Annotated in this window: 20 protein-coding genes; 11 read left to right on the forward strand and 9 right to left on the reverse strand. The window is 60.5% G+C overall.

Annotated features, from left to right (window positions below; genetic code table 11):
- The 5 genes from VC35_RS03505 to VC35_RS03525 form a co-directional block, all read left to right on the forward strand.
- Positions 1 to 582: calcium-binding protein (locus VC35_RS03505; RefSeq protein ID WP_311132820.1), on the forward strand; the 582-nt coding region annotated here is incomplete at its 5' end.
- Between the two features lie 185 nt (positions 583 to 767).
- Positions 768 to 1,343, forward strand: a complete 576-nt coding sequence (locus VC35_RS29420) for a hypothetical protein (protein ID WP_046037770.1) — start codon at positions 768 to 770, stop codon at positions 1,341 to 1,343.
- A 688-nt stretch (positions 1,344 to 2,031) separates the two neighbouring features.
- Positions 2,032 to 2,679, forward strand: a complete 648-nt coding sequence (locus VC35_RS03515) for a hypothetical protein (RefSeq protein ID WP_046037771.1) — start codon at positions 2,032 to 2,034, stop codon at positions 2,677 to 2,679.
- 266 nt (positions 2,680 to 2,945) lie between these two features.
- Positions 2,946 to 4,985: an oxidoreductase gene (locus VC35_RS03520; RefSeq protein WP_046037772.1), complete on the forward strand. Its 2,040-nt coding sequence runs from the start codon at positions 2,946 to 2,948 to the stop codon at positions 4,983 to 4,985.
- An 83-nt stretch (positions 4,986 to 5,068) separates the two neighbouring features.
- Entirely contained in the window at positions 5,069 to 5,995 is a 927-nt protein-coding gene (locus VC35_RS03525; protein WP_046037773.1) for a 1-aminocyclopropane-1-carboxylate deaminase/D-cysteine desulfhydrase, read from the forward strand.
- 123 nt (positions 5,996 to 6,118) lie between these two features.
- On the opposite strand, the gene VC35_RS03530 is transcribed toward VC35_RS03525, so the two are convergent.
- From VC35_RS03530 to VC35_RS03540, 3 genes are all read right to left on the reverse strand, one after another.
- Positions 6,119 to 6,679 carry a cytochrome b gene (locus tag VC35_RS03530; protein ID WP_046037774.1) on the reverse strand — a complete coding sequence of 187 codons (561 nt, stop codon included), beginning with the start codon at positions 6,677 to 6,679 and terminating at the stop codon, positions 6,119 to 6,121.
- 182 nt (positions 6,680 to 6,861) lie between these two features.
- Positions 6,862 to 7,689 (reverse strand): phosphonoacetaldehyde hydrolase, encoded by an 828-nt coding sequence (gene phnX / locus VC35_RS03535; RefSeq protein ID WP_046037775.1) that lies wholly within the window; start codon positions 7,687 to 7,689, stop codon positions 6,862 to 6,864.
- Between the two features lie 155 nt (positions 7,690 to 7,844).
- Positions 7,845 to 8,954, reverse strand: a complete 1,110-nt coding sequence (locus tag VC35_RS03540; protein ID WP_046037776.1) for a 2-aminoethylphosphonate--pyruvate transaminase — start codon at positions 8,952 to 8,954, stop codon at positions 7,845 to 7,847.
- A 109-nt stretch (positions 8,955 to 9,063) separates the two neighbouring features.
- On the opposite strand from VC35_RS03540, the gene VC35_RS03545 reads away from it, so the two are divergent.
- On the forward strand, positions 9,064 to 9,927 hold the full coding sequence (locus tag VC35_RS03545) for a LysR substrate-binding domain-containing protein (RefSeq protein ID WP_046037777.1): 864 nt from the start codon (positions 9,064 to 9,066) through the stop codon (positions 9,925 to 9,927).
- Positions 9,928 to 10,047: 120 nt separating this feature from the next.
- Here VC35_RS03545 and VC35_RS03550 read toward each other — a convergent pair whose 3' ends face one another.
- The gene (locus VC35_RS03550; RefSeq protein WP_046037778.1) at positions 10,048 to 10,920 is read right to left on the reverse strand and encodes a LysR family transcriptional regulator; all 873 of its coding nucleotides are present in this window, start codon (positions 10,918 to 10,920) and stop codon (positions 10,048 to 10,050) included.
- Positions 10,921 to 11,188: 268 nt separating this feature from the next.
- Between VC35_RS03550 and VC35_RS03555 the strand changes: the two genes are divergently transcribed.
- Together VC35_RS03555 and VC35_RS03560 are read left to right on the forward strand one after the other, a co-directional pair.
- Positions 11,189 to 12,514, forward strand: a complete 1,326-nt coding sequence (locus VC35_RS03555) for an MFS transporter (RefSeq protein WP_046037779.1) — start codon at positions 11,189 to 11,191, stop codon at positions 12,512 to 12,514.
- 70 nt (positions 12,515 to 12,584) lie between these two features.
- The gene (locus VC35_RS03560; RefSeq protein ID WP_046037780.1) at positions 12,585 to 13,976 is read left to right on the forward strand and encodes an FAD-dependent oxidoreductase; all 1,392 of its coding nucleotides are present in this window, start codon (positions 12,585 to 12,587) and stop codon (positions 13,974 to 13,976) included.
- 3 nt (positions 13,977 to 13,979) lie between these two features.
- Here the strand turns inward: VC35_RS03560 and VC35_RS03565 are convergent, their stop codons facing one another.
- Positions 13,980 to 15,401: a type VI secretion system Vgr family protein gene (locus VC35_RS03565; RefSeq protein ID WP_046037781.1), complete on the reverse strand. Its 1,422-nt coding sequence runs from the start codon at positions 15,399 to 15,401 to the stop codon at positions 13,980 to 13,982.
- A gap of 225 nt (positions 15,402 to 15,626) precedes the next feature.
- Between VC35_RS03565 and VC35_RS03570 the strand changes: the two genes are divergently transcribed.
- Positions 15,627 to 16,331, forward strand: coding sequence for a YebC/PmpR family DNA-binding transcriptional regulator (locus tag VC35_RS03570; protein WP_046037782.1), 705 nt, complete (start codon positions 15,627 to 15,629; stop codon positions 16,329 to 16,331).
- A 141-nt stretch (positions 16,332 to 16,472) separates the two neighbouring features.
- On the opposite strand, the gene VC35_RS03575 is transcribed toward VC35_RS03570, so the two are convergent.
- The 4 genes from VC35_RS03575 to VC35_RS03590 all read right to left on the reverse strand — a co-directional run bounded on the left by VC35_RS03575 (position 16,473) and on the right by VC35_RS03590 (position 20,465).
- A complete protein-coding gene (locus VC35_RS03575) occupies positions 16,473 to 17,792 on the reverse strand; it encodes a leucine-rich repeat-containing protein kinase family protein (protein WP_046037783.1) in 1,320 nt (439 codons plus the stop codon).
- 194 nt (positions 17,793 to 17,986) lie between these two features.
- Positions 17,987 to 19,111 carry a cell division protein ZapE gene (gene zapE / locus VC35_RS03580; RefSeq protein WP_046037784.1) on the reverse strand — a complete coding sequence of 375 codons (1,125 nt, stop codon included), beginning with the start codon at positions 19,109 to 19,111 and terminating at the stop codon, positions 17,987 to 17,989.
- 98 nt (positions 19,112 to 19,209) lie between these two features.
- Entirely contained in the window at positions 19,210 to 19,962 is a 753-nt protein-coding gene (locus tag VC35_RS03585) for an anti-sigma factor family protein (RefSeq protein ID WP_046037785.1), read from the reverse strand.
- Positions 19,959 to 20,465 (reverse strand): sigma-70 family RNA polymerase sigma factor, encoded by a 507-nt coding sequence (locus VC35_RS03590; RefSeq protein WP_046037786.1) that lies wholly within the window; start codon positions 20,463 to 20,465, stop codon positions 19,959 to 19,961. The genes VC35_RS03585 and VC35_RS03590 overlap by 4 nt, the downstream gene beginning before the upstream one ends.
- A 163-nt stretch (positions 20,466 to 20,628) precedes the next feature.
- On the opposite strand from VC35_RS03590, the gene VC35_RS03595 reads away from it, so the two are divergent.
- Positions 20,629 to 21,714 (forward strand): catalase family peroxidase, encoded by a 1,086-nt coding sequence (locus tag VC35_RS03595; protein ID WP_046037787.1) that lies wholly within the window; start codon positions 20,629 to 20,631, stop codon positions 21,712 to 21,714.
- On the forward strand, positions 21,711 to 22,256 hold the full coding sequence (locus VC35_RS03600; RefSeq protein WP_046037788.1) for a cytochrome b: 546 nt from the start codon (positions 21,711 to 21,713) through the stop codon (positions 22,254 to 22,256). The genes VC35_RS03595 and VC35_RS03600 overlap by 4 nt, the downstream gene beginning before the upstream one ends.
- The last annotated feature ends 80 nt before the right edge of the window (positions 22,257 to 22,336 follow it).

Genomic DNA, 22,336 nt, shown 5'->3' on the forward strand with positions numbered 1-22,336 from the left:
AACGACATCCTCAACGGCGGGGCAGGTAACGACGTCCTCATCGGTCGCGCAGGAGCCGACACGATGGTCGGCGGTGTCGGCAGCGATATCTTCGAAGTCACCGACCTTGGGGACGTGGTGAACGAGCTCGCCGGTGCCGGCAACGACTCGGTCTGGACCTCGCTCGGGACCTACACCCTGGGTGCCAACGTCGAAAATCTGTTTTTCGGCGGCAGCGGCAATTTCGTGGGGGCCGGCAACGCGCTCTCCAACATGCTCGTGGGTGGTGCGGGTAACGACATCCTCATCGGCGGTGGCAGTAACGACCTGATGAGTGGTGGCGTCGCCGGCAACGATATTTTCGAGTTTGATGCCGCGGGTTTCGGCAACGATACGATCCTGAGCTTCGGAGCCAGTCCGGCCGCAGGGCAGGACTTGCTGAATATCGCGGGGATGGGGATCACCAGCGCGACGTTCGCTGCCAATGTGACCATAACGGCTGACGGGGCGGACACGGTGGTAGGGATCGGTGGGGACACGATTCACCTGGTTGGTGTCAACAGCGCGGCCGTTGATCAGACGGACTTCCTTATGGCCACTTGAGGTCCTGGCCAGTACTGTCGCAGGGAGCGTGGACAGCAGAGGGGAGGGCAATGGATGCCCTCCCTTTCTCCTTCCATTCAATTGCCCATTAGCTATCGGAGTGCCAGCAGCGTACTGGAACTCATCAAAGCAGGTTGGAACCGAGCTGCGAAATCAAAGAATCAATGGAAAAAGGAAACCCGGCCTTGAACATTTCAGCCATCTGCCTCTTGAGCGGCCTTTTGGTTTCGGTCGCGGCATCTGCTACCAGGGTTAATCCGGTGTTCGACCTGGATTTCACCAGGTCAGCCACGGAAACGCTGAAAAAACTGGACATCAACGACGCTAGTATTGTCGCCATCTCAAGTCCTGCTGCGTTTACGTTCTGCCGAGAAGGATCATCAACGCTCTGGAAGTATCAGGCGCTGGATCTGGAGCAGCAGGCGGTAATCCAGATTGGCCAAAAGCGGTCTTCGGCGGACTACCAGCAAATAACCGTTGTGGAACTCGATAGCGTTGCTTGCGAACAGGATCACCTTATGCCATTGGTCAAACCGGCAATCAGGCATGGACTTGTCCTTGGCTTGATCACCCTGTTTCTATTGGCTGGCCTGCGATATACCTACCGGGCGATCATGCATTGCTGTTATGACCAGGCCGGTTTTTCGAAGCCCGGTTTGCAGCGATTCGGCGAATCCCGGTCAATGCAAAATTCAACGGTAATGGCGTTGCTCGCATGGGGTGTCGTGGCAGCTACGGCATTTGTTTACTTCGGGTTTTGATTATGTTCACAATTAGCGAATATACCGTTTCAAGGTACTAACCATCCGATGTACTTTGAGCGAACGTAGTTCAATTCGCTGACGATTGATTTTGACTTGATTAGTGTCTTGTTTGTTTAAGTTGATTCTGCGTTGCTATCTGCCTGAAAGGGTGGCTGGATCACCGTGAAATCCGAATTTGGAGATTGCTCTGGATGAGAACTGCTCGCTATTGCGCAAGTTATGGGATGTGTAACAACTAGCGGATCCAATATGCAGTTGTCGAAGTGCATGTAATCAAGCAGGCCAGTTACCGTGGGCAATAGCGTAGAAGTTGGCTCATGACTGTCGCTTCGGGCGCACTAGCGCTACGCGCCGTTTGTCGGTGGCTTGTGCGAAAAATGAACATTGTAGCGTCTGTGGCCTCTGATCCTTGAGCTCGTCAGCCATGACCAGCCCCCGTGATTGTAAAAAAAGAAGTGGAAATGGAATCTCAAATGCAGTGAATGCAAATTGGGGATTTTTATCTGAAACTCAGGGAGGTGATAAACCAGCCGGTCATTGATTCGCCAGGCGAGTCAATGAGGTTGCCAGTGCCGAGTCCATGATTTGGCTTATCTTTTAGAAGTAAGGTCGTACAGGGTTTTTAATAATTAAAGATTCTGTCAGGTGGTCGATCCGTACTCTCGAATAAGGTGGAGAAAATACCGTGGCGATAAATACCATTATGAGTCTGCTGGAAAATAAGGAATTCCTGGAGTTTTTACGTCTGGGCGTTATTTACGTTCATTTGGTGGCGTGTTGTGTGGCCATCGGTCTGGTGCTGACCAGTGATGTTGCGATGGTCAGGGATCTTTTAAAACGGAAAGTATTCACTGAGCATGATAATGCTCACATGGAAAGTCTTCAGAAGTCTGTCATCGTTGCACTAATAGCGCTGTGGGTAACGGGTGTCGCTGTTGTCGGTATCGATTACCTGGATAAGGGTGCCGATTACTTTTTGAATCCAAAACTTCAAGCCAAAGTCATTATTGTGGCGTTGCTGACTTACAACGGCATCTTGTTGCATCGCATGGTACTGCCAGCCCTGCAAAAGGCAGGCTCCTTGCTCAATCTCGGATTCAGTGCACGAATGCTGGCGTTGGCCTGCGGGTCGTTGTCGGCAGTGTCCTGGATGTATGCCGCCATGCTGGGTGTCGGGCGCCCTTTGGCCTGGAAGTATTCCCTTTCCGAACTGTTGATGGCTTATCCGGTGCTGATTGTGCTCGGGTTCCTGGCGATGGTGGCGTTGACCCAGCGAGCGAAACAACAGGACGACTATGTTGCGCCTGCGCGGTCAGTAGCAAGCGCATGCTAAGCCGGTTCTGCGCGTAAACCTTGCGGGCTTCTCCAGAGCCCGAAAGGAAGCGGCCTTCTGGTGCAGGTTTCAATCCGGACCTGCACCGCAAGGTCGTTTTTGTTTTAAGTCATTCCCGGTTGCCCAAAGCTGTTGCTCATTTCGATCAATAATTTGTCAGTTACGGTCATTGAGGGATGGCAGCGCGACTCTTAGTCTGTCGAACATGACTGATGGGGGCCACAGAGCTCCTGCACTTTCCGTGATCGCTCGATGTGGAGTTACCGATGACCGCCGCTCAATACCCGCACCTGCTGGCTCCGCTGGACCTGGGTTTCACCACGTTGCGCAACCGCACCCTGATGGGGTCGATGCACACTGGCCTTGAAGAGAAACCGGGTGGCTTCGAGCGCATGGCGGCGTACTTTGCCGAGCGTGCCCGTGGCGGTGTCGGCCTGATGGTCACTGGCGGTATCGGCCCGAACGAAGAGGGTGGCGTGTATTCCGGTGCGGCCAAGCTGACGACCGAAGAAGAGGCGCTCAAGCACCGTATCGTCACCCGTGCCGTGCATGACGCAGGCGGCAAGATCTGCATGCAGATCCTCCATGCCGGTCGTTATGCCTACAGCCCGAAACAGGTTGCCCCCAGCGCGATCCAGGCGCCGATCAACCCGTTCAAGCCAAAAGAGCTGGACGAAGAAGGCATCGAGAAGCAGATCAGCGATTTCGTCACCTGCTCGGTACTGGCGCAAAGCGCCGAGTACGACGGCGTGGAAATCATGGGCTCCGAAGGTTATTTCATTAACCAGTTCCTCGCCGCCCACACCAACCACCGTACCGACCGCTGGGGCGGCAGCTACGAAAACCGTATGCGCCTGCCGGTGGAAATCGTTCGCCGCGTGCGTGAAGCGGTCGGCCCGAACTTCATCATCATCTTCCGCCTGTCGATGCTCGACCTGGTCGAAGGCGGCAGCATCTGGGAAGAAGTCGTTCAACTGGCCAAGGCCATCGAGCAGGCCGGCGCGACCATCATCAACACCGGTATCGGCTGGCACGAAGCGCGGATTCCAACCATCGCCACCAAAGTGCCGCGCGCGGCCTTCAGCAAGGTCACGGCCAAGCTGCGTGGTTCGGTCAATATTCCGTTGATCACCACCAACCGTATCAACACCCCGGAAGTGGCCGAGCAGATCCTGGCCGAGGGCGATGCCGACATGGTGTCCATGGCGCGGCCGTTCCTCGCCGACCCGGACTTCGTCAACAAGGCCGCTGAAGGTCGCGCCGATGAAATCAACACCTGCATCGGTTGCAACCAGGCCTGCCTCGACCACACCTTCGGCGGCAAGCTGACCAGTTGCCTGGTCAACCCGCGTGCCTGCCACGAAACCGAACTCAACTATCTGCCGGTGCAGCAGCTGAAGAAAATTGCCGTGGTCGGTGCCGGTCCTGCCGGTTTGTCCGCCGCGACCGTGGCCGCCGAGCGTGGCCATCAGGTGACGCTGTTCGATTCGGCCAGCGAAATTGGCGGTCAGTTCAACATCGCCAAGCGCGTTCCGGGCAAGGAAGAGTTCTTTGAGACCATTCGCTACTTCAACCGCAAGTTGCAGACCACCAACGTCGAGGTGTGCCTGAACACTCGCGTCGACGTGGCCGGGCTGGTCGAAGGCGGCTACGACGAGATCATTCTGGCCACCGGCATTGCGCCGCGCCTGCCGGCCATTCCAGGGGTGGAACACGCCAAGGTGCTGAGTTACCTGGACGTGATCCTGGAGCGCAAAGCGGTGGGCAAGCGTGTAGCGGTGATCGGTGCCGGTGGTATCGGTTTCGACGTCTCCGAGTTCCTGGTGCATGAAGGTGTCGCCACCAGTCAGGATCGCGCCGCGTTCTGGAAGGAGTGGGGTATCGATACGCACCTTGAAGCCCGCGGCGGTGTCGCGGGTATCAAGGCAGCGCCCCATGCGCCGGCCCGCGAGGTATTCCTGCTGCAACGCAAGAAATCCAAGGTCGGCGACGGCCTGGGCAAGACCACCGGCTGGATTCATCGCACCGGTCTGAAGAACAAACAGGTGCAGATGCTCAACAGCGTTGAATACCTGAAGATCGACGACGAAGGCCTGCACATCCGCATCGGCGAAACCGGCGAGCCACAGGTGCTGCCAGTGGACAACATCGTGATTTGCGCCGGGCAGGATCCGCTGCGCGAGTTGCATGACGGCCTGGTGTCGGCGGGGCAGAGCGTGCACCTGATCGGCGGCGCGGATGTCGCGGCAGAGCTGGATGCCAAGCGGGCGATCAATCAGGGTTCGCGATTGGCGGCACAGTTGTAACAGTCAGGTCTGTGGCGAGGGAGCAAGCTCCCTCGCCACAAAGGTGCTGCTAAGATGCCGGATCTTTTCATCGATCCGGCATCATGCTTTCTCCTTCAGACAACTGGCTACCCCAGGCCCCCCTCGAACCCCTTCACCTCGACTGGCTCACTCAAGCCGGCATCGAAGTGGCAATCCTGCGTCTGGATCAGATCGACCCGCTGATCAGCGGCAACAAGTGGTTCAAGCTCATCGAACACCTGAAAACTGCTGACCGCCTGGGTGCCGAAGGCATCATCAGTCTCGGTGGCGCGCACTCCAATCACCTCCACGCGTTGGCGGCGGCGGGCCAGCGTTTCGGCTTTGCCACCGTCGGCCTGTTGCGCGGGCATCCTCAGCAAACCCCGACGGTCAAGGACTTGCAGGCGTTCGGCATGCAGTTGCACTGGCTGGGGTATGCAGGCTATCGGGCAAGGCATGAAGCGGGTTTCTGGCAACCCTGGCAAACCCGCTACCCGAGGTTGCATCCGGTGCCTGAAGGGGGAGGCGGTTTGCCTGGTGCCTTGGGTTGCATGCAGTTGCGGGCCACTGTTTGCGCGCAATTGCCGGGCTTGGGCTGGAGCGACCATGACGGCTGGTGGCTGGCCTGCGGAACCGGCACGACCCTGGCCGGCCTGGTACTGGCCGAAGCGGGGGATCATCCGGTGTTCGGTGCCCTGGCGGTGCCGGATGACCACGGGGTGGCGCAGCAGGTGGAGAGGATCGTGCAGGAAGCGGGTGTGGTCGATGCGGTGTATGAGCTGTTCGAAGCCAGTCGCGGCGGGTTTGCCAAGGTAGATCCACTGCTGCTCGACTTTATCGAAAAAACGGAGCAGGTCAGCAGCATTCCCCTGGAACCGCTGTACACCGGCAAGGCACTCATGGCCCTCAAGCAACAAGTCGAGGCGGGCAAGTTTGCCCATGGCACGCGACTGATATTCGTCCACACGGGCGGCTTGCAGGGGCGGCGGGGATTCAATTCACAAACCTGAAACGCACCGCAAATCAATGTGGGAGCGAGCTTGCTCGCGATGGCGGTGTGTCAGTCGACAAATGCGCCGAATGCAATACCCGCATCGCGAGCAAGCTCGCTCCCTCATTGGCATTCATTGGTCTCAGGAGTCACGGTTCACGCTCTTGGGCATCATCCGCAGCAAGGTGTTATCGCCCACCACATAATGGTGATACAGCCCGGCCACGGCATGCAGGCCGATCAGCCAATAGCCGATAGTGCCGCCGAGCTCATGCCAGCCCTGGAGCTGTTTGGCCAGGTCCTTGTTTTCCTCTACCAGCATCGGCAGGTCGACACCGTAGAACATCACCTGATTGCCTTTGGCGCTGGTGACCAGCCAGCCGAGAATCGGCGTGACGATCATGAAAATGTACAGCGCCCAGTGCATCAGCCTGGCCAGCGTCGTTTGCCAGTGCGCCGAGGCCGGGAAGATCTGCGGCGCCGGGCCGAGGCTGCGCGCGAACAATCGCACCCAGACCAGAACGAAAACGGTCAGGCCGAGCATGAAGTGTGATTCGACGATCAGCGTGCGCCCGCCACTGCCCTTGGGAAAGAGCCCGCGAAACTCGATGCAGGCATAAACCAGCACCAGCAGGACCAGCATCAACCAATGCAGCGCGATCGATACGGTGCTGTAGCGCGATTCGGAGTTTTTCCACGGCATACGGTATTCCTCAGAGGTCCGGTTTAAAGCCACCGTTCTTGTCCGACGGTGTGTTCTAACTGTAATCCTGTTTCACCGGGATTGCCTGAGGCGATTGGTCGCTGGATACTCTGGTTTAGGTAATGGACAGAGAAAAACCTGTGGGAGCAAGCTTGCTCCCACAGGGGTATTACGGGGATTTATCAGCTCGACTGTGGCATTTCGCCCTTGGCCAGGCGCTTGTTGATGTCGGCGATCACTTCCGGCAGATCGGTGATGGTGTCGATCATGTAGTGCGGGCGTGAACCTTCGAACATTGCGTGGATGCGCTTGCGCTCGCTGTCCAGTTGGTCGCTGCCCAAGGCGCGATAACCTTCGTAGTCCAGGCCCAGGGCGTTGCCCGAGCAGATCAGCGCCACGGTCCACATGCCGGCGCGGCGACCCTCGAGAATGCCTGGCACCGTGTCATCGATCTTCACGCACGCGGCAACATCGTCGATGCCCAGGGCGATGACGTTGGCCAGTGCCTGGGCGGGCCATGGGCGACCATTCGGGACTTCGTCGGTGGCGACCACGTGATCGGCGACGTAGCCGTTGGTGGCGGCCAGTTCGACCACTTTGTCCATGACCTGTTTCGGGTAGCCGGAGCAGGAGCCGATCTTGATCCCTTGCTGGCGCAGGTTGGCGATGGTCTCCAGCGCCCCGGGAATCAGCGCCGAGTGTTCGGCGATTTTTTCGATCTGCAGCGGCATGAAGCGTTGGTAAATCGCGGTGACGTCATCGTCGGTCGGCGTGCGGCCGAACACTTTGCGATAACGCTCGGCAACTTCCGGTTGATCGCACAGGGTGCGGATGTGGTCCCATTTGCCCATGCCCATCGGGCCACGGGCTTCTTCGATGGATACCTGGACATCGAACTCGGCGAAGGCCTCGACGAAAATCTGCGTCGGGGCGAAGGAGCCGAAGTCGACCACGGTGCCGGCCCAGTCGAGGATGGCGGCTTGCAGTTTGGTTGGGTTGGAGTAGTTCATGGTGATCTGAGTCCTGTAATAAATGGCTATCTAGGAAAGCGGTTCTTTGTAGGAGCGAACCTGCTCACGATTGCGGGCTGTCATTCAACATCGGTGTCGACTGGTCTGGCCTCATCGCGAGCAGGCTCGCTCCTACAGGGGAATTGCGGTGTGGATCAGATTTCCAGCACTTCCATTTCACGCAACACTTCAGCAATCGCCGCCACGGCTTCGCGCATTTCGACGGGTTGGACATGACCGATGCAGCCGACGCGGAAGGTTTCGACCTGGGTCAGTTTGCCGGGGTAGAGGATGTAGCCCTTGGCCTTGACCCGCTCGTAGAATTCCTTGAATGCGTAGCGCGGATCTTTCGGGGCGTGGAAGGTGGCGATGATCGGCGCCTGAATCGCCGCCGGCAGGAAGCTGCGCAGCCCCAGTTTGCCCATCTCTTCCATCAATGCCTGGCAGTTGGCGGCGTAGCGTTCGTGCCGCGCTGGCAAGCCGCCTTCTTCGTTGTATTGCAGCAGGGCTTCGTGTAGTGCGGCGACCACATGGGTCGGCGGGGTGAAGCGCCACTGGCCGGTCTTGGCCATGTAGGCGTGCTGGTCCTGCAAGTCCATCGCCAGCGAATGCGAGTTGCCGGCGGCGCTGGCCAGGGATTCTTTGCGAGCGAAGACAAAACCCATGCCCGGCACGCCTTCCAGGCATTTGCCCGAGGCGGCGATCAGTGCATCGAACGGCACTTGCTGAGCATCCACTGGCAGGGCGCCGAAGGAGCTCATGGCGTCGATGATCAGGCGCTTGCCGTGTTCTGCAACGACCTGGGCGATCTGTGGCAGCGGGTTGAGGATGCCGGTGCTGGTTTCGCAGTGAATCAGGGCAACGTGGGTGATGTCTTGATCGGCACGCAACAAGCGGTCGACGTCGGCGGCGGTGGTCGGCTCGTCTTCGGCGGTTTCGAAAGTGCTGAAGGAGCGACCCAGCACTTCGCAGATTTTCGCCAGGCGTTTGCCGTAGGCGCCGTTGATCAGTACCAGAATCTTGCCGTCCCGAGGCACCAGCGTGCCGATCGCTGCCTCGACCGCGAAGGTGCCGCTGCCTTGCAGGGGCACGCAGTGGTGGGTGGTGGCGCCGTTGATGATTGCCAGCAGTTGCTCGCAGAGGCTGGCGGTCAGTTGATTGAAGCGGTCATCCCATGAACCCCAGTCAACCATCATTGCCTGACGGGTGCGGGCCGACGTGGTCAACGGGCCGGGGGTGAGCAGGATGGGTTCGGCAGTACTCATTCTCGTGTCCTCGCAATCGATGGGATGAAGCTACGGGGCTTAAATTGCAATTTGCCAAGTTATCAATCAAATTGTTTGTTGTTATGCCAGCCATCAGTGAGGGTTATTCATGAACCTGTTCCAGCTCCGCGCCTTCGATGCCGTGGCCCGGGAAGGCAGCTTTACCCGGGCGGCGGCGCGGCTGTTCATCAGCCAGCCGGCGGTCACCGGGCACATCAAGGCCCTGGAGGAGCACTACCAGATCACCCTGCTGCGCCGCACCGCCCGACGGGTGGAACTGACGGAAGAGGGCACCAAACTGGCGGCAATCACCCGGGCGATGTTCGGCCTGGCCGAAGAGGCGCAGGTGATGCTCGAAGCCAACCGGCAATTGCTGACCGGGCGCCTGGAGGTGGCGGCGGACGGTCCGCACATGGTCATGCCGATGCTCGCCAGCCTGCGGGCGCGCTATCCGGGGATCACGGTGAACCTGCGCCTGGGCAACGCCCAGGAAACCTTGGCGGCGCTGCTGTCCGAACATGCCGACGTGGCGGTGCTGACCGAGGTCGAGCCGCGCAAGGGCTTGCATCTGCAGGCGCTGAACGAATCACGGATTTGCGCGCTGGTACCCGACGGGCATCCTTGGGCGCAGAAAACCAAAGGCGTGCAGCTCAAGGAACTGGATCAGGTGATCATGGTGCTGCGCGAACCGAGCTCGATTACCCGGCGCACCTTCGATGAGGCTTGCGCCCAGGCCAAGGTCAATCCACGGGTGTTGCTGGAACTGGACAGCCGCGAAGCGGTGACCGAGGCGGTGGCCGCCGAACTGGGGGTGGGGGTGGTGTCGTCGGTGGAGGTCAGCCACGATCCGCGGGTGGCTGCGGTGCCGATCATTGGTGAGGGGTTGGTGAATCGACACATGATGGGGTGCATGGAGCGGCGGCGGGATTTGCGCTTGATTCAGGCGTTTTTCGGGTTGGCGCCAGGCAGGTAGACCGAGTTGCCTGCATCGCGAGCAAGCTCGCTCCCACAGGGATTTATGCAGGTTCGCCGATTTTGTGTACGGCCCAATACCTCTGGGAGCGTGGCTTGCCCGCGATGACGTCGGACCTGCCTACCCAAGGCTCTCGCGCACCATCTCCAGAAAGGTCGCCACCACCCGCCGAGAACTCTGCTCGCGCAAGCACACCAGGGTTTCAGTCAACCGTCGCTTGCAATCGATAATCGGCAACGCACACACCCGCGAATCCGCACCAAACTCGGCAGCCGACACCACGCCCACCCCAATCCCCACAACCACCGCCTCCCGCGCTGCCTCCCGACCTTCAACCTGAATCGCCGGGCGAATGCGGAACCCGGCGCCGGCCATTTCCTCCTCCAGCGTCTGCCGGGTCACCGAACCGATTTCCCGCAACACCAGCGGCGTGTCGTCGAGGTCGGCAAGGGTGATGGATTCGCGTTCGGCCCACGGATGATTGCGCGACACGAATGCCACCATCGAATCGTTACGCAGGGGCAGCGACATCAGGCGTTCATCGCTGACGTCACGGCCCAGCAACGCCAGGTCGGCCTGATAGTTGAACAGTCGGAACAGTGATTCATCGGTGTTGCCGGTTTCGATCTTCACGCTGATGCCGGGGTAACGCTCACAGAATCGGGCAATCTGCGGCAGCACATGCACTGGCGCATCCACCGCCAGAATCAGGCTGCCGGTCTGCAACGCCTGGGAATCCTGCAGCAGCTCCTGGGCCTCGGCTTCAATGACGAACAGTTTCTGGGTCACGCCGAGCAAGCGCTCGCCCAGATCGGTCAGGCGCACCGAGCGCTTGTTGCGGTGAAACAGCAAAACCCCGTAGCGCTCTTCGAGTTTGCGCACCTGGTCGGAAATCGCCGGTTGCGTCAGAAACAGGCGTTCGGCGGCCTTGGTAAAGCTTCCATGGACCGCCACGGCATGGAAAGCTTTGAGCTGGGCGTGGGACACCGACATGGGAATCTCCAGTAACAAGCTGAGCTTATATTTGAAATACGATAAATCGATTTCACTTATTAATCAGTAATTGTTTTTATCCACCTCAGCCCCGGTGACTGATCAGTCGAACAGCAGCGGGTGCCATGAGCCTGTGCGTGCAACAGCAGGACTCATCTGACCGGTATCCGCCGTAGGGACAGGGCGATATCGAAGTGCTCAACAATAAAAAAACAGGCGTTTTCTTCCAATTCTGCCGGCACACTCACACCCTGAGGTCAGAACCACAATGAACAAGCACATCGGCACCATCAAGCGTTGGCGCGTGCAGATCTTCGCGATCACCTGGCTCGCCTACGCCGCCTTCTACTTCACCCGCAAAGCCTTCTCGGTCGCCAAACTCGGTATTGGCGAAGACCCGACCTTCATGCTCGACAAAATGGCCATGGCCAACCTCGACGCCATCTACCTGACGGCCTACGCCGTCGGTCAATTCACCTGGGGCATCCTGGCCGACCGCTTCGGGCCGCGGGTGGTGGTGCTCGGCGGGTTGCTGATTTCCGCCGCCGCGGCGCTGGTGATGGGCAACTTCGCAACGTTACCGATTTTCGCTACCTGCATGCTGATACAAGGCCTGGCGCAGTCCACCGGTTGGTCGGGACTGTGCAAGAACCTCGGCAGCTTCTTTCCCTCCGAGCAACGCGGACGGGTATTGGGACTGTGGAGTTCCTGCTACGCCTTTGGTGGTCTGGTAGCCTCGCCGTTTGCCGGCTGGTGGGCGTACACGCTCATCGGCAGCTGGCATGCGGCGTTCATTTCCAGTGCGGCGGTGGTTGGGCTGGTCGCCGTGCTGTTTTTTATTTTCCAACGCAACAAACCGGAAGACGTCGGCTTGCCGGCGGTGGAGCCGGAACCTGAGCTGACCGCCGAAGAGGCTGACGCTCAAAGCAAAATCAGCATGTGGGAGCCATTGAAGGAAATCCTGCGCAACCGCACGGTGCTGGTGCTGGGATTGGCGTACTTCATGCTCAAGCCGGCGCGCTACGCGATTCTGCTGTGGGGGCCGGTGATCGTCTTCGAACAGATGCCTTCGGTGGGCAAGGTCGGTGCGGCGATCATTCCGACCTCGTTTGAACTGGCCGGGTTGCTCGGGCCGATCCTGATTGGCCTCGCCTCGGACAAACTGTTCGGCGCCCGGCGCATGCCGGCCTGTGTGATCAGTCTGTTGGCATTGACCGTGTCCCTGGCGTTTTTCATGGGCGCCCTGCATACCGGCAGCGTGCTGCTGGTGGTGGCGCTGCTGTTCGTCATGGGCCTGACCCTCTACGGACCGGACTCGATGATCAGCGGCTCGGCCGCCATCGACTTCGGCACCGCCAAGGCCGGCGCCACGGCAGCCGGTTTTGTCAACGGCTGCGGCTCGGTCGGGGCGATTCTCGGCGGGCTGCTGCCGGGCTACTTCGACACCGTTACCGTGTTCATCGTCTTCGCCGGCTGCGCCATGTTCTCGGCACTGGTGTTGATCCCGCACTGGAACAGCCGCCCCGGTGGCTTGGGTACCCACTTCGCCTACGTGCCCAATCAAGCGATGACCATCAAACCCCTGCGTACCTGAATCCAGCCCCTCGTCGCCTGCTGCACCTGCGGCAGGCCGGCGTGTGGGCCACTGACCGGAGATTGACCCCATGAGACCCTTTTGGCTGGACCAGGCCTTGAAGGCTGATACATCCGAAACCTGTCCGCCACTGGAAGGCGACACCCGCGCCGACGTGTGTATCGTCGGCGGTGGTTACACCGGGTTGTGGACCGCGATCATGCTCAAGGAGCAGAACCCCGAGCTGGATGTGCTGCTGATCGAAGCGGATATCTGCGGCGCCGGGGCCAGTGGACGCAACGGCGGTTGTGCGTTGTCGTGGTCGGCCAAGTATTTCACCCTCGAACGTTTGTTCGGCGTCGAAGAAGCCGTGCGACTGGTCAAGGAGTCCGAGCGCAGCATCCATGCCATCGGTGCCTTCTGCGAACAGTATGGGGTGGACGCCGATTACCACCTCGATGGCACCCTCTACACCGCGACCAATCGCGCTCAGGTCGGCTCGACTGACGCTGTGATCGCGGCGCTGGAGCGCAACGGCATCAACTCGTTCACCCAGCGGCCAGTGGCCGATGTGCAGCGCATGGCCGGTTCCAGCAAGCATCTGGAGGGCTGGTTTTCCCCGGCCGCGGCCAGTGTGCAGCCGGGCAAACTGGTGCGTGGCTTGCGCCGGGTAGCCCTGCAACTGGGGGTGAAGATTCATGAAAACACCGCGATGACCGGGCTGGAGGAGGGCCGGCCGGCGGGCATTCAAACCCCCAAGGGCATCATTCGCGCTGACCGCGTGGTGCTGGCGATGAACGCCTGGATGGCCCGGGCGTTCCCGCAGTTCGAGCGCAGCGTGGCGATCGTTTCCAGCGACATGCTGATCACCGAGCCAAGGCCGGATTTGCTCGACGAAATCGGCTTGACCAGCGGCGTCACGGTGCTCGATTCGCGGATTTTCGTGCACTACTACCACAACACCCCGGACGGCCGGATCATGCTCGGCAAGGGCGGCAATACCTTCGCCTATGGCGGGCGCATGCTACCGGTGTTCGATCAGCCATCGCCTTACGCCGCTTTATTGCAGAACAGCCTGACGGATTTCTTCCCGGCATTTGCCGACGTCAAGGTCGAAGCGACCTGGAATGGTCCGTCGGATCGTTCAGTGACCGGGCTGCCGTTTTTCGGGCAGATGAGCGCTAGTGGCAATGTGTTCTACGGTTTCGGCTATTCCGGCAGCGGTGTCGGGCCCTGCCATATGGGTGGGCAGATTCTGGCGTCGATGGTCCAGGGCCTGGACAACCCCTGGACCCGCTCGCCGCTGGTCAACGGACCGCTGGGGTTTTTCCCGCCGGAGCCGATTCGCTACATCGGCTCGCTGATGGTGCGCAACGCCATCCGTCGCAAGGAGCACGCGGAGGATCACGGGCGTCGACCACGGCATCTGGACGTGCACCTGGCGAAATTCGCCGCCGCAGCCGGCAAGGCTGACAAGGGCTGAGCGTCAGTGCGCAAGGTCCGAGCGGTTGAGCAGCCAGTCGAACAGCAGGCGGGTATCGCCACGGGGCTCACGCGGGCGAGGGCGGTGAGCTTGTGGCCGAGGGCCCAGGGCCGTACAAAGCACCGGGCGATCCGGGTCACTGTCGAGGAAAATCACCAGTACCTCACTGCCAGCCACGGGCAAGCGGGCCGGATCGATCCATTCCTCGGCGGTGGTCAGCGCCAGCGGTAGCCACAGGCCGTCGGCCCCCTCTGCGGCTGATGGTGTGACGGGCCAGAGGCTCACCTGAACCCTGCCCTCCTCGTCCACTGTCGCCGGTTGCCCGACCGGGCCGCACACCCGGCCGGGCTGATACCCGGGGATACTCGGCCTGGGTTGTTTGAGCGTTGGCCTGAACACCGTCGACCAGGGGATGGCGCTGAATTTATTGCGGTAACCCGGGGCCATGTCGGGTGTGTCATCGAGCAGAATGGATGAATGACGGCCCTGATGGCGGATTTCGGTAACCAGCCATTGATCATTGAAATTCGCCAGCGGGTGTTCGGCCACCTGCAGGATCCGGCCACTGCGTAATGCCCCCTGGTTACTTTGACCGTGGATCTGCAGGTGTCGGCAGCGCAGGCGTTCCAGTTGTCGACGGCTGAGCTGGTCGCGATGTTGTTGTTCACGAGCGGGACAGTGCCTCGCCGTGGCGAAGGGGTGATTGGCTGCGCCTTCGCTGATGTCCGCTGCACCCGGATTCCGGGTGCCTGGGCGCACGGTTGAGAGCGGAGCGTCATGACGCTGGAACAGTTCGCTGATCACAGGTTCCTGGTGTTCGCCGGGGGCGTCGCTGCTCATCGACATGAGCAGTGGTTCCTGGGGAAAACTCAGGCAGTCATCGGCCAGCACCAGCACATGGCCGTCGCGTTGATGCTCGAAGTGATAGTGGATGCCTTCTTCCTCGCACAGCCGCTGCAGAAGCGCCAGGTCGGTTTCTTCGTACTGAATGCAAAAAGGTCGCAGGGGATAGTGCCCGGTTGCCAGTTCAAAGCGATAGCTGCCGGCGGGCAACCCATGCTCCTCCAGTAATTGACGCAGGATCATGGGCACGCTGGCGCGCTGGAAAATACGTCGGCATCGTTGCTGTTCCAGCGCCTGGACGCGGGGCATCAGCACCAGTTTGTAAGCGACCCGGTGTCCGCTTCGATGTTCACAACTGGCGCTGTGCAGCACGCCATGAATGCCTTGGTCGTGGCTGAACTCGAGGAACGCCGGTTGGTGCAGTAATCGCCCAAGGTTCAGGGCCGGTGCCAGCCCGATCACCTCGATGTCGAATCGATAGGACTGGTTGAGAGCTTCATGACCACTGAACCGGACCACCTGGAAGCTCAGGTCGTCGTCCAGAAGCGTCAGGGTGGTGGGACTTTCCTTGTCGTTGTGCATCGAATGCGCTACCGCCGTGGAGTAGGGTGCAAAGCGTACGAAACCCCGGCGCATTGCGGGCACGGTAAAGCGACATTTCCGAATCGCCCTACAACCGCTGGTGAAGATGTCGATGCAAGTAGGGATTTTTTGGTCGATTGCCAACTTTAGGCCGTATAAACTTGCACAAAGCGTCGGCCAATAGATGTCTCGGCGCCACAGATGCCACAGATAAGAGAGTGAGAAATGGGCGCACAGTGGAAGGTTAAACACAAAGAAGCGGCAGCCAATGCCAAGGGCAAGATCTTCGGCAAACTGGTGAAGGAAATCACCATTGCTGCGCGCAACGGCGCTGATATTACTACCAACGCGCACTTGCGCCTGGTGGTTGAACAGGCCAAGAAAGCTTCGATGCCCAAGGAAACACTGGATCGCGCCATCAAGAAGGGCGCGGGCCTGCTGGGCGAAACCGTGCAATACCATCGCGTGACCTATGAAGGGTTCGCCCCGCATCAGGTACCGTTGATCGTTGAGTGCGTGACCGACAACATCAATCGCACCGTCGCCGAGATCCGCGTAGCGTTCCGCAAGGGCCAGCTGGGGGCTTCCGGTTCGGTGGCCTGGGACTTCAACCATGTCGGCATGATCGAGGCGTCGCCGGACACCCCGGACGCCGATCCGGAAATGGCCGCCATCGAAGCCGGTGCACAGGATTTCGAGCCGGGTGAAGAGGGTGCAACCCTGTTCCTGACCGAGCCGACCGACCTCGACGCGGTACAGAAAGCCCTGCCGGAACAAGGCTTCACCGTGCTGTCGGCCAAACTGGGCTACCAGCCGAAAAACCCGGTCAGCGGCCTGAGCGATGAGCAGATGGCGGAAGTCGAAGCGTTCCTCGAAGGCCTCGATAACCATGACGACGTGCAGGATATGTTTGTCGGCTTGGCGGGTTGATCGAACTGGCCTAGGTCTGACTTGTGGTGAGGGGGCTTGCCCCCGTTGGACGGCGAAGCCGTCCCAAAAGCGACGGCTGCTGCGCAACCGAACGGGGCGGTTCGGCGTTCCGACAAGCCCCCTCGCCACATTGTTTTGTATTTACAGTTTGAATTCAGCTAATTCCTGAACAACTCCATCAAACCCAGGCCGCTCCAGCACCTGCGGCTGGCAGCAACGCCGCTCCAGATCCTCCAGCACCCCACGCAGTTCATCGCTCAACCCCGAGTCGATTCGCGCCAGCAATTCCCCCAGCAGCACCCCGAATGCCCGCACCTCGATCCGTTGCAAGGCACGGCTTTCCAGGCTGTCGGAAATCTCGTGGAACGATGCCGCGCCAAAATCCCCCAGCAAGCAATCGCCCTGCTCATTCCACAGAATATTGTGCCCGTAGAGGTCGCCATGGGTAATGCCGTGGTTGTGCAGGTGTTCGGCCACCGAGGCAATGCCCGAGGCAATGCGCAACGCCACCGAGGCACTGAAACGCAAGTCATCGGCATAAATGTCGCGGCTGCACGACGCCAGGCTCGGCAGGCTCGCGAGGTTGAGAAAACTCGGCGGGATCAACTGCATGACCAGCCCGGCGGTTTGTTGCGGGTGATCGACAATCTGCCCTTCGACGCGAATCAGGTTCGGGTGCAGCCCGGCGGTGATGCAGGCGTTCATCTCGTGCAGTGGCGAGCCATCGCTGGTCATTTCGCCCTTGTAGAGCTTCACCGCGACTGGCGTGGCCGGTTGGTCGGCCAGTTGCCAGACGGCCTGATGAATCACCCCGGACGCCCCTTCGCCAAGTTTTTTCTCCAGGTGCAATGCCGACCAGTCAATGCGCGGTGTGGTGTCGAGGGCGGCGGCATCGGCTTCGGTTTCCAGCGGATTGCCGGCGTAGGCCAGCCAGGTCAGGCTCGGCAGCGTCAGCAGCCATTGTGGCAAGTCGGTGAACTGGTTGGCGGCGATGCGGATCAGCTCCAGCCGATGACAATTGCGCATCGACTCCGGCAGCGCCTGCAGGCGGTTACCGGCAAGCATGAGTTTTTGCAGGTATGGCCGCTCTCCCAACTCGCTTGGCAGCGTCTCGATGCAATTGTCGGTGAGGATCAGCCAGCGCAGTAGCGGTGGGAGTGCCGCGGCGGGCACCTGGGCGATGCGGTTGGCCTTGAAGCCGATCATCGTCAGTGCGGCGCATTGGCCAACACAGGCCGGCAACTCGGTGAAACGGTTATCGGAGCAGAACAGCACGCGCAAACGGGTCAGGCGATGCAAATCCTCTGGCAGCGCGCTCAGGGCATTGCCGCTGAGGTTGAGCACCTCCAGCGAATCCGCCAGGTCGAAGATCTCCCGGGGAAACTCGGTCAGTCCTTCAACCAGATCCAGCCGCGTGATGCCCGACAACTCGCCGGCGCGCAATTGAGCAAGGGTATGCATGAACAGATTCGCCATTAACCAAGGGGAGGGCGCGGGGCCCTGGAAATGGGCGACATGATAGCGGGAAAGATGTGGCGACTGTCAGGTCGCCTTCGCGAGCAGGCTCGCTCCCACACAAATCCATTGTAGGAGCGACGGTGCGACGATTCGACCTGCTCGCGAAGGGGTCAGTCTACGCAACAAAAAGCTATCGATCAGACCGGCTCGCTGACTTCGACCAGTTGCCCCAGTCGGCTGCGGGTGCGCGCCAGATCAATGGCATCGCCATCCAGGCTTTCGCGCAATGAGTGCTGCCCGAGCAACGTCAGGTGCTTGTCCTGGTCGTACAGCACGTCGATGAGATTGATGAAGCGCTGTTGAGCGGCAATCGAGCACTCACCGAGCGGCGGCAGGTCATCGATGATCCAGCGGTCAAAACGACGGCACAGTTCCAGATAGTCCATCACGGCTGTGGGTTGGTCGCACAGGTTGGCGAAAGTAAAACCGATGCGGCGTCCTTCGCAGAAACGGGCCTGGAAATGCCGGGTGCCGACGGGCAACGACACGGCTGGGGCGTCGCCCCCCGGCAGGTTCAATGACTGACGTTGCGCCACGCTCGCCGGCCAGACGTAGTGTCCTTGAGTGAACAACTGATGCGCATGGGTTCGGGCCTGGCTGCGATAGTCGTGGGGCCCACCGACTTCCATCACCTGCATGCGCGCATTGATCAGGTCGATCACCGGTTTGAAGCGTGCGTGGTACAGCGGATTGGGCAGCAGGCCTTCGGGCGGGTAATTGGAGGTCACCAGCAACAGGATGCCGCGCTGAAACAGCGCCTTGAACAACCGGGTGATGAGCATCGCATCGCCGATGTCGTGCACATGGAACTCATCGAAACACAGCACCCGGCAATCGCTGAGCAGTTCATCGAGGGCGATCGCCAGGGCGTCGGCCTGTTCGCGGTGTTCGAACATGCCCTGGTGCAGTTGGGCGAAAAACTGATGGAAGTGCAGGCGTTGTTTTTGCGCGAGGGGAATGGCCCGGAAAAAACCGTCGAGCAACCAGCTTTTGCCACGCCCCACGGCACCATGCAGGTAAAGGCCGGGAAGGGGTTTCGGCGCAGTGCCCATCAGCATGCAGGCATGCCGGGCCATGCAGTCGATCACCCGCTGTTGGCTGTGACTGAGGGTGTAGCCCTGGGCATGGGCCTGATGGCGAAAGTAGTCGTGAATGACTTGGCCTGCCGCGGCGCTGCCGGCAGCCGGTACCTTGCCGAGAAGGCGACGCAACGTTTGCCAGCGCGATTTGATTGGCGAACGGTTGGGCGGTCGAACGGCCACTGGGGTATCACCTCTGGTGTGCGGGCGGGCTCTTTGTGCTGCGGCGCGATAGTGTAACCAGAGCAGGGAATCTGCTTCCAGCGGTGTCGGCGTATCGTTCAAAACTGTGCGGTTTTGCTGAGCATCCGCGCCGCCGGTGTATCCGCCGGGCTGACCATCGCATAGTTGTAGCCACTTCCCGACCAGTACTCGGCCTGCAACTCGCCATCACTGCGACTGCCCCTTGGCAGCAGAAAGTTTTTCGGCCCTGGCGGGCGCACATAGAAACTGATTTTCTGCCCACTCTGATCCTCGTAGACCACCATTGCCGCAGGGCCTTGCTCGGTACTCAGCAAACGCCCGCTGGCCGGCTTGAACCCGGCACCCGAGAGGTCGGGCAGGCGATTGGCCTGGGTGAAGTAGCGGTCGAGCCAACCCTGCATGTCGCCGTCGTCACTGGCCTGGTAATCCGCCGGCAGGAGGCCTTGCTGGGCAATCAGGCGATACGCCTGCAGGGCATCGGTCATCGGCAGTTGGGGGCTCGCCAGTGTCATCTCCCGCGCTTGCCAACCGCTGAAACCGCCGACGCTGACGGCGATGAGCAACACCGCGGCACTGGCCAGGTGTCGACGGGATTGGCGTTTGAGGCGCTGGCGTATCACCGCCGGATCCAGGTCCGGGTTCGAGGGTTGTTGCAAGGCACCACTCAGGGCTGCGCGCAGTGTCTGGGCATCCTGCTGCCAGGCGCGCACTTGCGCGGCCACCTGCGGGTCACTGGCCAGAAAGGTCTCGACCAGGCGTCGGTCAGCGTCGCTCAGTTGGTGGTCGACGTAGGCGTGCAGGTCTCGCTCGCTGGGGGGCATGCTGATCATTTGAGTCTCCGCAGGGAAGGGCGATTGATTTCGCCCTCGCTGAGTTGGCGCAGGGCCTGGCGAGCCCGGGACAGGCGGGACATCACGGTGCCGGTGGGTACGTCGAGAATCTCGGCGACCTCTTTGTAACTCAAGCCTTCCACCGACACCCAGAGCAGCAGCGCGCGTTGCTCGGTGGGCAGCCGGTCGAAGGCGTTGAGGGTCGATTGTGCAATCACGGTGCGCTCCACCGAGGGCTGGGCATCGTCACGCCCGGTGAAGAACTCGAGCATGCGCGCATAGCGCCGGGAGCGGCGGTGCGCATCGAGAAACTGCCGATAGAGAATCGAGAACAGCCAGGCGCGCAAGTCGCCCTCGGCGCGTTTGCCAGCCCAACTCGAGAGTGCCCGCTCCAGGCTCGCCTGCACCAGGTCGTCAGCGCTGCTGGTGTTGCGCGTCAACGACACGGCAAACCGCCGCATTCCGGGAATGATTTCTCTGAGTTGTTCGTCGATATCGTTCATGAAGTTCTGGCTAGTCACTACGCTGGACTGTGGACCAGGAAGACGCCCGGCATTCGAGGTTATTCCACGTCAGAAAAAATAAAAACCGCGCGTGGGAATAAACCTGCGTGGGGTTCGTCTGCTTGATTCTTCTCACTTGTGGCCGATGGCCCTGGAGTCTTTCATGGTAGATCGATCATCACCGCCAACCCGGCTACCCTTGAGTGCGGCGAGCCTGACGTTGCGCCTGGCTGGCATTGCCGTGGTCGTTGCCGTTGTGGCTGGGGCGTTTGCCTACGTCAACGGCACCTTTGACCCACAGCGCCTGACCCCGAAGAAACTGATCAACGTGCTGGAAACCAACAACGGCGTGCATCCGGGTTTCCGTCGCAACCATTCCAAAGGCGTGTGCGTGATCGGGCATTTCGAGAGCAGCGGTGAGGCGCGCAGCTATTCCACCGCCCAGGTGTTCAACGAAGCGCGGACGCCGGTGGTCGGGCGTTTCGCCTTGCCGGCCGGAAACCCCTATGCACCGGACAGTGCCGTGCCGATCCGCAGCTTGGCATTGCGCTTCAATCAGGCCAACGGCCAGCAATGGCGCACCGGGATGAACAGCATGCCGGTGTTCCCGGTGGCCACGCCCGAGGCGTTCTATCAATTGCAGCAGGCGCAGTCACCGGACCCGGCTACCGGAAAGCCGAACCCTACGGCGGTTCCGGCGTTTTTCGGTGCGCACCCGGAAGCCGCACCGTTCCTGGCCTGGATCAAGACCGCCAAACCGTCAGCCAGTTACGTCACGGAGACCTATAACAGCGTCAACGCGTTCTATCTGGTGAGCGCCACCGGACAGCGTCAGGCCGTGCGCTGGAGCATGGTGCCGGTGGCTCAAGATGCGCCGGGGGCTGCGGCGCCGGAGGGGACCGATTTTCTGGAGAAAGACCTGGTTCAGCGCATTGCCGCAGGGCCATTGCGTTGGCAGTTGAACATCATCCTGGCCAATCCTGGCGATCCAGTGAACGACGCCAGCAAAGCCTGGCCCGACGGGCGCAGAGTGTTGAACGCGGGCACCCTGGTGCTGGAAAAAACTCAGCCGCAGCTCAATGGCGAATGCCGTGACATCAACTACGACCCATTGGTATTGCCCGCTGGCATCGAAGGTTCCGACGACCCGTTGCTCGCCGCTCGCTCAGCCGGTTACGCCAATTCCTACCTGCGTCGCACGAGCGAAGTCAGCCAGTTGCCCGCCGCCAAACAGGAGGCCCAGCAATGAGCACTCAACCGAACCACTTCGCTCCATTGGCGCGTCTGCTGCACTGGCTGATGGCGCTGATGATCATCGCCATGCTGTTTATCGGCGCCGGTATGGTTGCCTCAGTCTCTGAGCGGCATGAGTGGCTGATTCATCTGCACAAACCCTTGGGCGTCGCGATCTTGCTGCTGGTGATCGTGCGGCTGGTGGTGCGTTTCTCCACCACGCAACCGCCGCTGCCGGCGGATCTGCCGGGTGTGCAAGTACTGGCGGCCAAAGCTTCGCATGTCTTGTTGTATGCATTGATGCTGGTCTTGCCGCTGCTGGGCTGGGCGATGATTTCGGCATCGGGCGAGCCGGTGATGCTCAGCAGTTCGTTGCAGTTGCCATCGATTGTGCCGTCGAACGCGCAGCTGTTTGCGTTTTTACGCAAGGCCCATGGGTATCTGGCGTACCTGCTGTTTCTGACGGTGTTGCTGCATTTGGCGGCCGCGTTGTTTCACGGCTGGGTGCGGCGGGATGATGTGCTGGACAGCATGTTGCGGGGTAAGGATCGCGGGTGATTTGATGAGATTGCGAGTTTGTCTTGTTGCACAAGACGGCTCGCGCACCTGTCAACTTTGACAGTTTCGCTCCCCTGAAA

The organism is Pseudomonas fluorescens, assembly GCF_000967965.1.
Classification (GTDB): Bacteria; Pseudomonadota; Gammaproteobacteria; order Pseudomonadales; family Pseudomonadaceae; genus Aquipseudomonas; species Aquipseudomonas grandcourensis.

Excerpts from the sequence above, each read along its gene's own strand:
- VC35_RS03520 (WP_046037772.1), top strand. The coding sequence starts at position 2,946 with ATGACCGCCGCTCAATACCCGCACCTGCTGGCTCCGCTGGACCTGGGT.
- VC35_RS03600 (WP_046037788.1), top strand. The coding sequence starts at position 21,711 with ATGAGCACTCAACCGAACCACTTCGCTCCATTGGCGCGTCTGCTGCAC.
- VC35_RS03560 (WP_046037780.1), top strand. The coding sequence starts at position 12,585 with ATGAGACCCTTTTGGCTGGACCAGGCCTTGAAGGCTGATACATCCGAA.
- VC35_RS03555 (WP_046037779.1), top strand. The coding sequence starts at position 11,189 with ATGAACAAGCACATCGGCACCATCAAGCGTTGGCGCGTGCAGATCTTC.
- VC35_RS03540 (WP_046037776.1), bottom strand. The coding sequence starts at position 8,954 with ATGAGTACTGCCGAACCCATCCTGCTCACCCCCGGCCCGTTGACCACG.
- VC35_RS03575 (WP_046037783.1), bottom strand. The coding sequence starts at position 17,792 with ATGCATACCCTTGCTCAATTGCGCGCCGGCGAGTTGTCGGGCATCACG.
- phnX (WP_046037775.1), bottom strand. The coding sequence starts at position 7,689 with ATGAACTACTCCAACCCAACCAAACTGCAAGCCGCCATCCTCGACTGG.
- VC35_RS03585 (WP_046037785.1), bottom strand. The coding sequence starts at position 19,962 with ATGATCAGCATGCCCCCCAGCGAGCGAGACCTGCACGCCTACGTCGAC.
- VC35_RS03525 (WP_046037773.1), top strand. The coding sequence starts at position 5,069 with ATGCTTTCTCCTTCAGACAACTGGCTACCCCAGGCCCCCCTCGAACCC.
- VC35_RS03570 (WP_046037782.1), top strand. The coding sequence starts at position 15,627 with ATGGGCGCACAGTGGAAGGTTAAACACAAAGAAGCGGCAGCCAATGCC.
- VC35_RS03590 (WP_046037786.1), bottom strand. The coding sequence starts at position 20,465 with ATGAACGATATCGACGAACAACTCAGAGAAATCATTCCCGGAATGCGG.
- VC35_RS03545 (WP_046037777.1), top strand. The coding sequence starts at position 9,064 with ATGAACCTGTTCCAGCTCCGCGCCTTCGATGCCGTGGCCCGGGAAGGC.
- VC35_RS03595 (WP_046037787.1), top strand. The coding sequence starts at position 20,629 with ATGGTAGATCGATCATCACCGCCAACCCGGCTACCCTTGAGTGCGGCG.
- VC35_RS03550 (WP_046037778.1), bottom strand. The coding sequence starts at position 10,920 with ATGTCGGTGTCCCACGCCCAGCTCAAAGCTTTCCATGCCGTGGCGGTC.
- VC35_RS03565 (WP_046037781.1), bottom strand. The coding sequence starts at position 15,401 with ATGCACAACGACAAGGAAAGTCCCACCACCCTGACGCTTCTGGACGAC.
- VC35_RS03530 (WP_046037774.1), bottom strand. The coding sequence starts at position 6,679 with ATGCCGTGGAAAAACTCCGAATCGCGCTACAGCACCGTATCGATCGCG.